The 14341-nt window shown below is 66.4% G+C and carries 15 protein-coding genes; 8 read left to right on the top strand and 7 right to left on the bottom strand.

Translation table 11 applies throughout. From position 1 onward, the window contains the following. Positions 1-36 precede the first annotated feature (36 nt). Entirely contained in the window at positions 37-624 is a 588-nt protein-coding gene (locus A8G18_RS00660; RefSeq protein ID WP_064062326.1) for a TetR/AcrR family transcriptional regulator, read from the top strand. Between the two features lie 42 nt (positions 625-666). On the opposite strand, the gene A8G18_RS00655 is transcribed toward A8G18_RS00660, so the two are convergent. The 7 genes from A8G18_RS00655 to A8G18_RS00625 all read right to left on the bottom strand — a co-directional run bounded on the left by A8G18_RS00655 (position 667) and on the right by A8G18_RS00625 (position 9105). Next, positions 667-2820, bottom strand: coding sequence for a transglycosylase domain-containing protein (locus tag A8G18_RS00655; protein ID WP_371053445.1), 2154 nt, complete (start codon positions 2818-2820; stop codon positions 667-669). 96 nt (positions 2821-2916) lie between these two features. After that, entirely contained in the window at positions 2917-3108 is a 192-nt protein-coding gene (locus tag A8G18_RS00650) for a hypothetical protein (protein ID WP_016931804.1), read from the bottom strand. Further along, entirely contained in the window at positions 3105-4004 is a 900-nt protein-coding gene (locus tag A8G18_RS00645) for a carbohydrate ABC transporter permease (protein WP_371053444.1), read from the bottom strand. The genes A8G18_RS00650 and A8G18_RS00645 overlap by 4 nt, the downstream gene beginning before the upstream one ends. Continuing rightward, entirely contained in the window at positions 4001-5074 is a 1074-nt protein-coding gene (locus A8G18_RS00640; protein WP_064062325.1) for a carbohydrate ABC transporter permease, read from the bottom strand. The genes A8G18_RS00645 and A8G18_RS00640 overlap by 4 nt, the downstream gene beginning before the upstream one ends. Before the next feature lie 18 nt (positions 5075-5092). Beyond that, positions 5093-6376, bottom strand: coding sequence for an ABC transporter substrate-binding protein (locus tag A8G18_RS00635; RefSeq protein WP_064062324.1), 1284 nt, complete (start codon positions 6374-6376; stop codon positions 5093-5095). A 156-nt stretch (positions 6377-6532) separates the two neighbouring features. Further along, the gene (locus tag A8G18_RS00630; RefSeq protein WP_064062323.1) at positions 6533-7606 is read right to left on the bottom strand and encodes an ABC transporter ATP-binding protein; all 1074 of its coding nucleotides are present in this window, start codon (positions 7604-7606) and stop codon (positions 6533-6535) included. 47 nt (positions 7607-7653) lie between these two features. Continuing rightward, a complete protein-coding gene (locus A8G18_RS00625) occupies positions 7654-9105 on the bottom strand; it encodes an alanine/glycine:cation symporter family protein (RefSeq protein ID WP_064062322.1) in 1452 nt (483 codons plus the stop codon). Between the two features lie 98 nt (positions 9106-9203). On the opposite strand from A8G18_RS00625, the gene A8G18_RS00620 reads away from it, so the two are divergent. From A8G18_RS00620 to A8G18_RS00590, 7 genes are all read left to right on the top strand, one after another. After that, positions 9204-10013 (top strand): DUF2786 domain-containing protein, encoded by an 810-nt coding sequence (locus A8G18_RS00620; RefSeq protein ID WP_064062511.1) that lies wholly within the window; start codon positions 9204-9206, stop codon positions 10011-10013. After that, entirely contained in the window at positions 10010-10537 is a 528-nt protein-coding gene (locus A8G18_RS00615) for a TIGR04338 family metallohydrolase (RefSeq protein ID WP_064062321.1), read from the top strand. The genes A8G18_RS00620 and A8G18_RS00615 overlap by 4 nt, the downstream gene beginning before the upstream one ends. A 296-nt stretch (positions 10538-10833) precedes the next feature. Beyond that, positions 10834-11520, top strand: coding sequence for a hypothetical protein (locus A8G18_RS00610; RefSeq protein ID WP_064062320.1), 687 nt, complete (start codon positions 10834-10836; stop codon positions 11518-11520). 5 nt (positions 11521-11525) lie between these two features. Beyond that, positions 11526-12857 (top strand): SRPBCC family protein, encoded by a 1332-nt coding sequence (locus A8G18_RS00605; RefSeq protein ID WP_064062319.1) that lies wholly within the window; start codon positions 11526-11528, stop codon positions 12855-12857. Then, positions 12854-13267: a gas vesicle protein GvpJ gene (gvpJ, locus tag A8G18_RS00600; protein WP_172506068.1), complete on the top strand. Its 414-nt coding sequence runs from the start codon at positions 12854-12856 to the stop codon at positions 13265-13267. The genes A8G18_RS00605 and gvpJ overlap by 4 nt, the downstream gene beginning before the upstream one ends. After that, complete coding sequence (locus tag A8G18_RS00595) at positions 13267-14079, top strand: GvpL/GvpF family gas vesicle protein (RefSeq protein WP_064062318.1); 813 nt, start codon at positions 13267-13269, stop codon at positions 14077-14079. The genes gvpJ and A8G18_RS00595 overlap by 1 nt, the downstream gene beginning before the upstream one ends. Before the next feature lie 3 nt (positions 14080-14082). Then, entirely contained in the window at positions 14083-14337 is a 255-nt protein-coding gene (locus A8G18_RS00590; RefSeq protein ID WP_064062317.1) for a gas vesicle protein GvpG, read from the top strand. The last annotated feature ends 4 nt before the right edge of the window (positions 14338-14341 follow it).

Genomic DNA, 14341 nt, shown 5'->3' with positions numbered 1-14341 from the left:
GGCCTTAACTGAGCGATGCTCAGTTAGGCTATCGGTGTGAGCACCCCGCGACAAGAGGCATCCACAGGTCGGCGTCGTCTGCCGCCGGCGGAACGTCGCCGGCAACTCGTCGCCATCGGACTGCAGGAACTGTCGACCCGGCCCATCCACGCCCTGTCCATCGACCGCGTCGCCGAGATCGCCGGTATCTCCCGCGGCCTGCTGTTCCGTTATTTCCCCACCAAGCAGGACTTCTACGTCGCGGTCGTCGGCGCCGCGTCACGCCGGTTGCTCCGCGCCGCGGATCCCGACCCGGACGAGCAGGATCCGCTCCGGGCCGTAGTGCACCCGTTCGTCTCGTTCATCGACCGCCACGGCGACAACTATCAGGCCTTCTTCCACAGCGGCGTCGGATCCGACCCCCAGATCCGCGACATCCACGACTCTATGCGCGACACCATGGTCGGGCGAGTCGTCGCGGCGCTGGGCTGCGACGACACCCGCGTGACCCGAATGCGGCTGCGGGCCTGGTGGGCACTCGTGGAGTCGCTGGCGATCGACCGGTTCCGCGACGGGACGCCGAGCATCGACGAGGTCGTCGACTATTCGGCCGCCCTGCTGCCGACGGTGCTGACGGGGCCGTAGTCCCCGGCCGGCTCGTCGACGACGAAGGGGTGGAGTACATGTCTACAAGCCGGGGATCTGGATCGTGACGCCGGGGAACACCTCGATCTGCGAGGGCACCGGAACGGGGAGATCGACCGGCGGTGCGGGAATCGTGATCGGCGGCAGGTTCGACAGGTCGGGCAGCCTGAAGGTCGGCGGCGGGGGGGTGCTGGTCTCGATACCGGCGTCCTTGGGGACACCCGCCTGTCCACCGATGGGCGCCGGCCACGGGAAGCTCTCGACCGGCGTGCCCTCGAGGGCGCCGTCCATCGTTCCCTTCCAGATGTCCGAGGGCAGACCGGAGCCGTAGATCGACCCACCCCAGCTGTTGGTGATCGGCCCGGCGTCGGGTGTGCCCATCCACACGGCCGTCGACAGCGACGGGGTGTACCCGACCATCCAGGCATCCTTGTTCAGGCCGGTGTCGCCGAGCTGCGTGGTACCGGTCTTCGCCGCCGACGGCCGGCCACCGGCGAGCGCGTGCCCGCGCGAATACGCGGCGATCGGCATCATGGCCTGGGTCGTGTTGTCGGCGACCGCGGCGTCGAGGCGCTGCTCGCCGGGTGACGCCGGTCGATCGAGGAGCACGACCCCGTCGGCCGTCACGACCTTCTGCACGAAGTACGGCTCGTGGAAGACACCGGACGCGGCGATCGTCGCGTAGGCCGACGCCATGTCGATCACCCGCGCCTGGTACTGACCGAGAACGATGCCGCCCTCCGGGGAACCGCCGTTCTCGCTCAGCGTCTGCCCCTCGACGCCGGGGATCGTCAGGGGGATTCCCGCGGCGTGCGCGGCGTCGGCGATCTTCTGGGGACCGTTCGACATGGACATCATGAGCCGGTAGAAGCTCGTGTTCAGCGACCGCTTGAGCGCCTCGGCGATCGTGCACCGCCCGCACGACTCGCCTTCGACGTTGCCGATGCGGACAGTGCCGACCGTCAGCGGCGAGCTGTCGAAGCGCGCGTTCAGGCCGATCCCGTCGTCGAGCGCGGCGAGCAGGCCGAACACCTTGAACGCCGACCCGGTCTGGACGGGCGCCTGCGCGAAGTCGAAGCCGGCGCCGTCCTCACCGCCGTAGTAGGCGCGCACGGCCCCCGAGCGGGGGTCCACCGAGACCACCGCGGTACGCAATTCCCCGGGTTCCCCCGACAGCGTGGACCGGGCGGAGTCGATCGCCGCCTGCTGTGCCCTCGGGTCGATCGTGGTGGTGATCCGCAGACCCTCGGTGTTGAGGGTCTGTTCACTGATCCCCGCCGCGGACAGCTCGCGCAACACCTGCGTGCGGATGTGGCCTTCCGGCCCCGTCGCCTCCGTGGCCAACACGAGGGTGTTCGACGGCACCGTCGGGGGGAACACCTGGGCCGACCTCTCCGACGGGTCGAGGACGTCCATGTCGACCATGCCGTCGAGCACGTAGTTCCAGCGCTCTTCGATCGCCGGCAGGTTGTACTCGGGATCGAGCGAGGACGGTGTCCGGATCACCCCGGCCAGGACGGCACCCTCGGAGACCGACAGCTCCTCGACGGGCTTGCCGAAGTACGCCTGGGACGCCGCGCCGATGCCGTAGGCACCCCGGCCGAAGTAGATGGTGTTGAGGTACGCCTCGAGGATCTCGTCCTTCGACCACTGCCGCGCCATCTTGGTGGAGATGACGAGTTCGCGCATCTTGCGTTCGAGCGTGCGGTCGGCGCCGACGAGCACGTTCTTGACGTACTGCTGGGTGATCGTGGAACCACCACCGGCGGTGTCCTTGCCCATGACGTTGTCGCGGGCCGCACGAGCGAAACCGGTGATCGAGAAGCCGGGGTTGCTGTAGAAGTTGCGGTCCTCCGCCGACAGCACGGCGTTGCGGACGTGCTCGGGGATCTGCGCGATCCCGACCTCGAGACGGTTGCCCTCCGGCGGGACCACCCGGGTGATCTCGGTGGCGTCGTCGGCCGCGTAGACCCGCGCGAGCTGGTTCGTCTTCATGTCCGACGGGGTCGGCACGTCCGCCGAGTAGTACGCGGTGGCGAAGACGCCGAGCGGTACGAGCACGGCGAGAACGAACGCGACGAGTACGGCGTAGCGGACGATGTGTCCCCTGCTCTTCTTCGCTGCGGCCGCAGCGGCACGCGAGGAGGTAGACCTCTTGGGGCTCGTCACTCGTTCCACCTTCTCCGTACCGGACATCCGAGCGGGAGGGACTCCCGCCCACCGTATGGTACGGAAACGACCGAGGGACACCTCCGGACCACCGTTCCGGTGCTTCTCACGCCACGTGCGTGGTCATCCCGATCGGCGCCACGCGCGGAACGCGAGCCCCCACATCACGACGAATGCGAGCAGCACGAGAGACGGCACGACACCGGGTTGCGGCGACGTCAGCTCGGCGACTGCGGCGATCACGGCCATCGCCGTGAACACCGTGAGGAGGCCGAGCAGCATCTCGAGTCGGTTCCGGCGCGGAACCTTCCTCACGACTTGACGCCACCCGCGGTCAGGCCCGAGATGATGCGCCGCTGGAAGATCAGCACCATCACCACGAGCGGCACCATGACGAGGGTGCCACCGGCCATGATCGATGCATACGGGGTGACGTACGGATCGGTGCCGGTGAATCGTGCCATCGCGACCGTCACCGGGGCCGTGCTCTCGTTCGACAGCTGCGACATCAGCAGATACTCGTTGACGGTCGCGATGAAGGCGAGGATCGCTGTGGTGAACAGGGCGGGGGCGGCGAGCGGCAGCATGACCAGACGGAACGCCTGCCCCCGCGTCGCACCGTCCATGCGGGCGGCCTCCTCGAGTTCCCACGGCAGTTCCGAGAAGAACGAGGTGAGCGTGTAGATGGTCAGCGGCAGCACGAACGAGATGTTCGGGATGATCAGCGCCTGGTACTTGCCGATCCAGCCGATGTCGGTGAACAACTGGAACAGCGGCGTCACGAGCGCGACGACGGGGAACATCGACGCGCCGAGGATGATGCCGGTGACGAAGTACTTGCCGCGGAAGTCGAAGCGCGACAGTGCGTAGGCGGTGAACACGCCCAGCAGCAGCGCGACCGCCGTGGTGGCACCGGCGATGATGACGCTGTTGAGCAGCGCCCGCGAGAAGTTGACCTTGGCGTCGGGGTCGAGTGCGTCGGCGAAGTTCTGCAGCGTCGGGTTCGACGGCCACAGGGTCGTGCTGAACGTCTCCGACGGGTCGCGCAGAGCCGTGACGACCATCCAGTAGCAGGGGGCCAGACCCCACACGACGATCAGCGCGACGCCCGCATAGGTGCCGACCGTGCTCAATCGGCGCTTCATCGGCACCTTGCGGACCTGCACCGGATCCGGCTCGGTGCGGGGTGCCTCGGTGGTGGTGACGGTCATACGACTTCCCCCTTACGCTGCTTCTCCTGCGTGCTCACCGCGTTGGCGCCGAGGAACCGCACCAGCACGAAGGCGACGGCGAAGATGAGCAGGAAGGTGATCGTGGACAGGGCGGACGCGGAGTTCGCACCCTGACGCATCTGGTCGACGACGAGCACCGAGATCGTCGACGTCGCGGGATTCGAACCCATCATGATCGCGGGCAGGTCGTACATGCGCAGCGCATCCATGGTGCGGAACAGGATCGCCACCATGAGGGCGGGCTTCACCAGCGGCAGGGTGATCATCTTGAACCGCTGCCAGGCGTTCGCGCCGTCGACCTTCGCCGCCTCGTAGACGTCCTGCGGGATCATCTGCAGTCCGGCGAGGATGAGCAGCGCCATGAACGGCGCCGTCTTCCACACGTCGGCGACGATGATCGCGACCCGGGCGGGCCACGGATCGGCGGTCCACAGGTAGTCGGTGCCGAGCAGCTTGTTGGCGGCACCGTCGTTGGCGAAGATGAAGAACCACAGCTTGGCGGTGACGGCGGTGGGGATCGCCCACGGCACGAGCACCGAGGCACGCAGCAGACCGCGACCCCGGAACGACTTGGCCATCACGACCGCCATGGCGAAACCGATCACCGTCTCGAGCGAGACCGTGACGACGGTGAAGAAGAAAGTGTTGAAGATCGACTGCCAGAACTGCGAGCCGAGGGTGCCCGGAGGGCAGGGGATCGAACCGGTGGCGGTACCGCAGGTCTGGGTGATCCAGCGCGTGTAGTTCTCGATCCCGACGAAGCCTCCGGTGACGAACCGCCCGGTCTCGGGATCGAGCCGCTTCGCGTCACCCTGCAGCGACATCCACATCGCTCGACCGAGCGGATACAGGATGATCACGGCCAGGACGAGCATCGACGGTGCGACGAACATCCATACCGGGACCTTGCGCCGCGTCTTCACCTCCGCGGCGGGAGGCGCGGGCACGCGGTGACGTCCGCCGACACGTCCGCGGTCGGGACCGGACACGGTCCCGACCGCGGAGGCGTGTGACGGATCCGCGGGATTATCGACCTGCGGGTCAGCCATGTACTTGCTCCTGGAGCATCAGTTGCCGGCGGTCTCGATGCCGGCCTCGGTGTCGTCCAGCGCCTGCTGGACGGTCTTCTCGCCACGGATCGCAGCGTAGGCGTTGTCGGCGATCGCCTTCGACACGGCCGAGTAGTACGGCGACGCCGGACGCGGCTTCGCGGCCTCGAGGGCTTCCTTCAACGTCGAGAAGTAGGGGTACTGCTCGAGGATCGACGCGTCGTCGTAGACCTCGGCGAGAACCGGGGCGCCGCCCGCCTCCGCGTAGTGCATCTGCGACTGGCGGGTCTGCATGAACTCGAGGAAGTCGCGCGCGGTGGCGGGAGCATCCGAGAATGCGCTGATGCCGACGTTGTACCCGCCGAGCGTCGAGACGCCGGGACCGTCGACGCCGGGCAGGACGGCGATGCCGTACTTGCCGGCGACCGACGACGTCTCACCGTCGGTGTAGAAGCCCGGCCACGTGCGCAGGAACAGCGCCTCACCGTTGCCGAAGGCGGTCTGCGACTCACCCTCGGTGTAGGTCTGGGCGGCGGCCGGGATGATGCCGTCCTCGAAATTGTCCACGAGGAACTGCAGGCCTTCGGCCGTCTTGTCGTCGACGGCCGGGGTCAGGCCGTCCTCGGAGACGAAGGAGCCGCCGAAGGCATTGACGATCTCGGTGACGTTGACCGTCAGGCCCTCGTAGTTCTTGAACTGACCGATGTAGCAGGCGATGCCCGCCTCCTCCGCCTTCGGGCACTCGGCCTTCAGGTCGTCCCAGGTCGCGGGCGCCTTGTCGACGAGATCGGTGCGGTAGTACAGGAACGCGCCGTTGGTGTTCTTCGGGGCGGCGTAGAGGGTGCCGTTGTAGGTACCCGACTCGACGGTCGCGGGCAGCACGCCCTCGGTGTCGATCGCCAGGTCGCCCTCGAGGGGAAGCAGCCAGCCGTTCGCGGCGAACTCCGCCGTGTTGGTGACATCGACGGCGATGAGGTCGTACTCGTCGCTCTTGGCCTGCATCCGCTGGGCGATATCGGCGTACTGGTCGTTGGCCTCCTTGGCGAGCGGCTTGAACGTCACCTGCTCGTCGGGATGCTCGGCGTTCCAGTCGGCGATGATGCTCTCGAGCGCCGTGTTCAGGGGATCCTGCCCCTCGACGATCGTGATGGGGCCGCGGCCCTCACCGGAAGCAGCGGTGCCCTCACCGCCGGTCGAGGTGTCGTCGCCCCCGCTGTCCGACGAGCAACCCGCGAGAACGAGCGCGGTCGCGGCCGTTGCGGCGATCGCAGCCCTCCGCATCGCCTTCGTATTCAGAACCATCAACAACTCCCCATTTCGAGGTCGAAGAACACACGTCGGTGACCAGGTGCACCGACACCGGCCACTACTGTGGCACGCACCACCGGTAAAAGTCGGCATTCCGCCCATCCTGAATCGGTCGAGTGTCGACTCCGCGGCCCGATTCCGGAGCGGGGGTCAGCCGATTCGCTTCCCGTCCGACGTTCCGAAGACGTGCACGTGCTCGGGGTCGAAGCGCAGGTACAGCCGGTCGCCCTTCTGCGGAGGGTTGCGCCAGTCGCTGCGCGCGACGATCTGCTGCACGATGCCGCCGACGTCGGCCCGGCCGTAGACGTACGCCTCGGATCCGAGTTCCTCGACCACATCGACGTCCATGGCCAGGCCGTCGTTCGAGATCTCGAGGTGTTCGGGGCGGATGCCGAGCACGACCTCCTTCTCGGTGACCTGGCCGACCACGTCGCGTGGGATCGGGACGTGCGTGTCGCCGAGCAACGCGCCGCGGTCGAACACGGGGAGGCGGAAGAGGTTCATGGCGGGCGAGCCCATGAAGCCGGCGACGAAGACGTTCGCGGGCCTGTTGTAGAGCACGCGCGGCGACGCGCACTGCTGCAGGATGCCCTTCTCGAGCACCGCGACGCGGTCGCCCATCGTCATGGCCTCGACCTGGTCGTGGGTGACGTAGACGGTGGTGGTGGCGAGCCGTCGCTGCAGCTGCGCGATCTGCGTGCGGGTCTGGACGCGGAGCTTGGCGTCGAGGTTCGACAACGGCTCGTCCATGAGGAAGACCTGTGGCTGACGGACGATGGCACGTCCCATCGCCACACGCTGACGCTGACCACCGGACAGCGCCTTGGGCTTGCGGTCGAGGAACTGTTCGAGGTCGAGCATCTTCGCGACCTCGACGACCCGCTCGCGGATCTCGTTCTTGGGTGTCTTGGCGAGCTTGAGCGCGAAGCCCATGTTCTCGGCGACCGACATGTGCGGGTACAGCGCGTAGTTCTGGAACACCATCGCGATGTCGCGTTCCTTCGGATCCTGCCCGGTGACGTCGTCGTCGCCGATGAGGATGCGCCCGCTGTGCACCTCCTCGAGGCCGGCGAGCATGCGCAGCGAGGTCGACTTGCCGCAGCCCGACGGCCCGACCAGGACGAGGAACTCACCGTCCTCGATCTCGAGGTCGAGCGCGTCGACCGCGGGCGTACTCGAGCCGGGGAACAGGCATGTGGCCTTGTCGAAGGTCACCGACGCCATTTCGCAGATCCTTTCCGAAGCGGAACACGCTCGTGCGGTAGGGGAATCTACCGTGTCCTGTCCGCATCACGGTCGACCGGCGCGAGGTCCTCGTCCGTCCACACCTGGATTCCACGCACCCCCGGTACGTCGCCCGCGTGGAAGACCGGGTCGCGTCCCTGCTTGCGCTGCGCGGAGTAATGGTGGAACAACGCGTAGGCGATACCCGACAGCGGGATCAGCGCGATGAGGTTCACCGTGGCCATGATTCCCATGGCGAGGTCGGCCAGCGCCCACACGAGGGGGAGGGAGCCGACGGCTCCGAGGAACACGCACACCACGACCGCCGCCCGCAGGTAGGGGAGGATTCGGCGCGAACCGGTGAGGAACTCCATGTTCGATTCGCTGTAGTAGTAGTTGCCGATCACGGAGGTGAACGCGAGGAAGAAGATCAGCACCGCCAGGAAGTGGACCGTCCAGTCGCCGAGTTGCAGGGCGAGCGCATTCTGCGTCAGGGCCGCGCCTTCGAGGCCGCTGCCGAACTCGGGCTCGGACAACAGGATGATGAAGGCCGTGATCGAACACACCAGCAGGGTGTCGAAGTAGACACCGAGGCTCTGGACCAGACCCTGCTTCACCGGATGCGAAACTGCCGCGGTGGCACCGGCGTTCGGCGCCGACCCCATGCCCGCCTCGTTGGAGAACAACCCGCGGCGGATGCCGTTCATGAAGGCTGCGGCGAAGCCTCCACCGACGATCTCCTCGAGGCCGAACGCGTTCTCGACGATCAACCGGAACATCGCGGGAACCTCACCGATGTTGAGGATCACGACGATGACGCCGATCACGAGATAGGCGATCGCCAGGATCGGCACCAGCACCTGCGACACTCCGGAGATGCGGCGGATTCCGCCGAAGATCACCACGGCCACGAGGACGGCGACGACGAGGCCCACACCCACCTGCAACCCCGTGGACTTCTCGCCCACGGAACTCGAGACCGCGTCGACGATGGAATTGGTCTGCACCGCGTTGAACACGAAGCCGTAGGTGATCGTGATGATCACCGCGAAGATCATGCCCATCCACCGTTTTCCGAGTCCGTACTGCATGTAGTAGGCGGGTCCGCCGCGGAAGGAATCCTTGTCGCGCACCTTGTACAACTGGGCGAGGGTGGACTCGAGGAATGCGGTGGCCGCGCCGATCGATGCCATCACCCACATCCAGAACACCGCGCCCGGTCCGCCGAGGCTGATCGCGATCGCGACACCTGCCACGTTGCCGGTGCCCACACGCGAGGCCGCGGATACCGAGAACGCCCGGAAGGGCGAGATCCCCTTCGTGCCGTCGGGCATCGTCGTCGGTTTCTCGACCACGGAACGCAGCATGTCCGGCACGAGCCGGATCTGGATGAATCGCGAGCGCACGGTGTAGTACAGGCCGGAGCCGACGAGCAACGCGATCACCGCGTACCAGAAGGTGTCGTTGATATCGGTGACGAAATCGACCGCAGTGTCCATCTGCACGATCTTGCTGGGTAGTAGGCGGTTCTGCAGGAATTTCGGGACGTGTTCTCGCTCTCGTGGGTGGAGTCGGTGCCGGGCTCTACGCTCGCGGGGTGAGTTCGGACAAGATGTTGAGTCGTATCGGCGGGTTGCTCCGCCAGGCGGAGTCCACCGACAACCCTCACGAGGCCGACGCCTTCCTCGCCGCAGCGCAGCGACTCGCGACGTCCGCCTCGATCGATCTGGCGGTCGCGCGCAGCCACACCGCGGCGAAGGAACGCCGTGCCGCCCCCGTCCAGCGACTGATCACCATCGGTGAGACGGGCAAGAAGGGACTGCGTACCTACGCACAGTTGTTCATCGCGATCGCCGCGGCCAACGACGTGCAGTGCGACATCACCGCGAACTCCACCGTCATCTACGCCTACGGCTTCGCCGACGACATCGACGTCTGCGAGGCCCTGTACTCCTCCCTGCTGGTGCAGATGGTCCGGGCGTCCGATGCGTATCTGCGTGAGGGCACATACCGGGCCGAGACCACGGTGCGTACCGTCGTGGAGGAACGCGGCGACCGGCGTGTGCGCACACGCGTACGCAAACCCGTTGCCCCGGTCACGGCCCGACTGAACTTCCAGTCGGCGTTCGCCGCCCGGATCGGCGCCAGGCTGGCCGAGGCGAAGCAGCAGATCGAACGCGAGGCGGAAACATCCGCGCCGGGCACGGCGTTGGTGTTGCGTGGGAAGAATCTGGAACTCCAGGACTTCTACAGCAGTACGTCGCAGGCGCGGGGCAGTTGGCGGGGCAACCGGGCGCCGTCGGCGCGCTCGGCCGACGCCCAGCGCGCGGGCGATCGCGCCGGCCGGGCGGCACGACTGGGAACGGCACCCGAACTGCCGTCGGCTCCGAGGAGGCTGGAACGGTGACCAAGGTGCGCGACACCCGCAGAACCGCTGTGTACGAAGCGGAGTCGATCGTACGGAAGATGCTCGACCGCGCCGACGAACGAGGTCTGAGAACGGTCGAGGTCGCCGGTTCCCACGTCACGCTTCCGGTCGAGAGACGATTCGCCTCCATCGCCTCCGTCCAGGACTACATCGATGCCGTGCTCGGCCTCGACTGGGTGATCATGCGGTGGGAACGCGCCGCCGTGCCCGTGCGCGTGCGGGCCCGGGCCGGCAACGCGGCCGCGCACTACGAACGCGACTGCGCGACGATCGCCCTTCCCGAGCACCGCGCGAACACCGCATGGGCGTTCCGGGAGATGGTGGTGCTCCACGAACTCGCGCACCATCTCGATCCACAGAATCCGGACGACGCCACCGAGGGTGCCCATGGTCCCGCTTTCGTCGACCGGTTCCTCGTCCTCGTCGGCGAGATCATCGGCCCGGAAGCGGCATTCGCGTTGCAGGCCACGGGGATCACCGCTCCGGCCGGGCCGGGGCGATAGATCCGTTTTCCGAATGCATTGCCGGTACGAGAACTGTTCTTTGGGAACAGCGCGCTGCGCGGACCGAATATGTAGCAACACTCGTATCCTGCTGTAGAACATACTGATTGGTACTTTACCGACCCTCGTCGTCTGCCCGGATCCGCATGGCGGCGAAGCATGCGAATCACGGTCCCGAGTGACGTACTGTGGTTTGCATCACATAAATACACGCGTCGGCTGCGTACCGTACCGAGACCTTCCGGCCACCTTCCGAGCACGCCTACACGACGCGCGGCAGATGAAGGAGAACGGTGATGAAACCCGGAGCACGAGTCGCCCTCGGTGTGGGCATCGGATATTTCCTGGGCCGAACCAAGAAGATGCGGTTGGCCATGATGCTCGCCGGTGCCGGAGTCACCGGCAAACTGCCCAGCAACCCGCAGGAACTCCTGCAGCGAAGCGCCTCGATGCTCGGTTCGTCTCCCGAGGTCAGCAAGATCACCGAATCCGTTCGCGGAGAACTCATGCACGCGGCGCGTGCCGCAGCCGTGACCGCGGCCAGCCACCGCATCGATGCCCTCAACGAGCGTCTGCAGGCGCGGGCCGGGGGCGGAGCGGACGAGGAGCCCGAGGACGCGGAATACGAAGACGAATACGACGAATCACGCGAGGGGGAAGAAAGTCGCGGCGGCAGGAGTCGCGGCAGCAGGACCCGCGACGAGGAACCGGATTACGACGAGACGGACGAAGAGGGTGCCGACGAGGAGGATTCGGGCGAGGAGGATTCGGGCGACGACGAGGAACCGGAACCCGAGCGCCCCGCACCCCGGCGCCGCGCCGCGCGCGCCACGTCCCGTCCGCGGGCTTCCCGCAGCAAGAAGACATCCGACAGCGACGACTCGGACGATTCGGAAGAGGCATCTCCCAAGCCGCGCAAGCGCGCAGCGCGTAGCAGTGCGTCGTCCTCCGGTCGTGCGCCCGTACGTCGAACGAAGCGGTGAGAGCGATGGCCGGATTGAGTGATGTATCGAGTGGAGTCACCGACGCGGTGGGCAAGGCCGGGAAGACCGCGACCGATACCGCCGGTAAGGCCGGCCGAACCGCCACGGATACGGCGGGGAAGGCCACGGGCGGACTGACCGGTGGTCTGCAGCAATCGTTGCAGGGCCTCGCGGGAACCGTCGCGCAGAATGCGTTGTCGAGCCTGTCGGACAGGGTCACCGGCACGGCGGGACGATTACAGGATTACTCCGAGGGCAAGGGCGGAAATCTGGCCAGCGCGCTGACCGGTGTCGACAAGCTCGCTCAGGGCGAGTCGCCGTTGAAGGCGGCGGCGAGCTCGGGGTTCGAGAACCTGAAGAACACCGCGAAGGACAAGTTCCAGGACGTCAAGGAGGCCGTCACCGGCGGGGGCAAGGGCGGCGGTGGTGGCAACAAGAAGATCAAGCTCACCAACATCGTCGAGAGCATCGACGTAGGAGTGCCGATCGACCTTGCCTACGATCTGTGGACCCAGTTCGCCGACTGGCCGAAGTTCATGAAGAAGGTCGAACAGGTCGAACAGGTCGAGGACGAGAAACTTCACTGGACCGGCAAGGTCTTCTGGTCGCGCCGGAACTGGGAGTCCACGATCCTCGAACAGGTGCCGTTCGAACGGATCGTGTGGCGCTCCAAGGGCGGAAAGGGTTACATCGACGGCGCGGTGACCTTCCACGAACTCACACCGGATCTCACCCGGATCCTCCTGGTCCTCGAATATCACCCCCGGGGCCTGTTCGAGCGCACCGCGAACCTGTGGCGGGCAGTGGGTCGCCGGTCCCGCCTGGAACTGAAGCACTTCCGGCGCCACGTCATGACCGAAGCCGTACTGCATCCCGACGACATCATGGGCTGGCACGGAGAGATCCGCGACAGCGAAGTCGTCAAGGACGACGAGACGGCGCGCAGAGAGGAAGAGGAACGGGAACAGGAGGAGGACACCGGCGAGGAGACCGAGGAGGACTCCGCCGGAACAGGTGACGAAGAAGACGTCGACACGTCCGGCGACGAGGACGAGATCCGCGACGAGGACGAAGATTTCGACGAAGGCGAAGGTGAAGGCGAGGAAGAGGGCGAGGAGTCGCCGGACGACGAGGACCTCCGGGACGAGGAGGAGGAGGACCTCGAGGACGAGTATCCGGATGAGGAGGACGAGGAACCCGACGAAGAGTCCGGCGAAGAGGAAGACGAAGAAGAGGACGAACCCGAACCGCCTCGGAAACGCGCCCCCGCGAAACGAACCCGGGCGGCGAAGTCCACCGGCACGCGTTCGGCACGCTCGAGAGGATCCCGCTCATGACCATCCAACCTGCAGGGGGCGGTGGCGGCGGTGGCGGTGGGGGCGGCATGGCCCGCCCCAACTCGTCCGGCCTCGCCGACGTCATCGATACGATCCTGGACAAGGGACTCGTCATCGACGCATTCGTGCGAGTCTCACTCGTCGGTATCGAACTGCTCACCATCGACGCCCGCGTCGTCGTCGCCAGCGTCGACACCTATCTGCGGTTCGCGGAAGCGGTCAACCGACTGGAGATCTCCGACAACGAACCGAAAGGACTTCCGGATCTGGTCGGCGACATCACCTCCGGTGGATCCAAGCACAAGACGAAAGGAGCTCTCGAGGCCGCTGGGGAGAAGGTCAGCGAGTTTCTCGGGGACGTGCAGGAACAACGGCAGCCTGCTCGACGATCACGCAGGGGTGATGATTGATGTCCACCGAACAGACCGAACGATCCGGTCAGGGTGAGAATGACGAAACCGCCACGACCACTGCAGTATACGTGTACGGAATCGTGCCGTCCGATGTGGAACCGGAAGATCATGCGGAGGGCGTGGGTAACCCACCCGCGCAGATCTCCGTCGTCCGCTCCGGAGGTATCGCCGCTCTGGTGAGCGAGATCCCGACCGACCGGGCACTGGGCACGCCGGACGATCTCAAGGCACATGCCGCACTGCTCGACGGGACCGTGGTCGTCGCACCGGTCCTGCCTCTCCGGTTCGGTGCTGTTCTCACCGACCGCGACGCGGTGGCCGAGGAGTTGCTCGAGGGGCACGAGGACGAACTCGCCTCGGCGCTGGAGCAACTCGAGGGTCTCGCCCAGTTCGTCGTGAAGGGGCGATACGACGAGAGGGCCATCCTGCAGGAGATTCTCGAAGAGAACTCCGACGCAGCACAATTGCGGGAACAGATCAGAGGACAGTCCGAGGACGCGACCCGTGAGGCCCGGATGGCGCTCGGAGAGATCATCAACGCGACGATCGAAGCCAAACGGAACGAGGACACGCGTCGCACGGTCGAGGCTCTGTCCTCCCTCGACCCGATGGTCAACGAACGGCAACCCACCCACGAGCAGGATGCCGTGCACATCGCCATCCTCGTCGAGCTCGAGCGGCAGGACGAACTCGAGCAGATTCTCCGCGAGCTGGGCCAGGAATGGGAGGACCGGGTCGACATCTCGTTGCTCGGCCCGATGGCGGCCTACGACTTCGTGGCGAAATCCGATCCGGGGGAGGAGGGTTGACGCATGGGACTGCTGTCCTCCCTGTTCACGTTGCCTCTCGCTCCGGTGAAGGGCGTGATGTGGCTCGGAGAGATCATCCAGGAACAGGTCGAGCAGCAACTGCACGATCCGGCCAACGTACGACGCGAGCTCGAGCAGATCGAGGAGGCGGCGGAGGCCGGTGAACTGACTCCCGAGGAGAAGGACGAGGCGCAACAGGCCGTGCTCAACCGGATGATCTCCCGCGGTGGTTCCGCTCCCGGCGAGGGAGGGGGGTGATCCC

Origin of the sequence: Rhodococcus gordoniae, from assembly GCF_001646655.1 — a bacterium.
GTDB classification, from domain to species: Bacteria; Actinomycetota; Actinomycetes; order Mycobacteriales; family Mycobacteriaceae; genus Rhodococcus; species Rhodococcus gordoniae.
This window is presented reverse-complemented; position numbering and strand designations above follow the sequence as displayed.

Bases quoted from the DNA above. Each gene is read 5' to 3' on its own strand.
- A8G18_RS00625 (WP_064062322.1), bottom strand. From the start codon at position 9,105: ATGGACACTGCGGTCGATTTCGTCACCGATATCAACGACACCTTCTGG.
- gvpJ (WP_172506068.1), top strand. From the start codon at position 12,854: ATGACCATCCAACCTGCAGGGGGCGGTGGCGGCGGTGGCGGTGGGGGC.
- A8G18_RS00630 (WP_064062323.1), bottom strand. From the start codon at position 7,606: ATGGCGTCGGTGACCTTCGACAAGGCCACATGCCTGTTCCCCGGCTCG.
- A8G18_RS00635 (WP_064062324.1), bottom strand. From the start codon at position 6,376: ATGGTTCTGAATACGAAGGCGATGCGGAGGGCTGCGATCGCCGCAACG.
- A8G18_RS00610 (WP_064062320.1), top strand. From the start codon at position 10,834: ATGAAACCCGGAGCACGAGTCGCCCTCGGTGTGGGCATCGGATATTTC.
- A8G18_RS00605 (WP_064062319.1), top strand. From the start codon at position 11,526: ATGGCCGGATTGAGTGATGTATCGAGTGGAGTCACCGACGCGGTGGGC.
- A8G18_RS00590 (WP_064062317.1), top strand. From the start codon at position 14,083: ATGGGACTGCTGTCCTCCCTGTTCACGTTGCCTCTCGCTCCGGTGAAG.
- A8G18_RS00655 (WP_371053445.1), bottom strand. From the start codon at position 2,820: ATGTCCGGTACGGAGAAGGTGGAACGAGTGACGAGCCCCAAGAGGTCT.
- A8G18_RS00645 (WP_371053444.1), bottom strand. From the start codon at position 4,004: ATGACCGTCACCACCACCGAGGCACCCCGCACCGAGCCGGATCCGGTG.
- A8G18_RS00595 (WP_064062318.1), top strand. From the start codon at position 13,267: ATGTCCACCGAACAGACCGAACGATCCGGTCAGGGTGAGAATGACGAA.
- A8G18_RS00640 (WP_064062325.1), bottom strand. From the start codon at position 5,074: ATGGCTGACCCGCAGGTCGATAATCCCGCGGATCCGTCACACGCCTCC.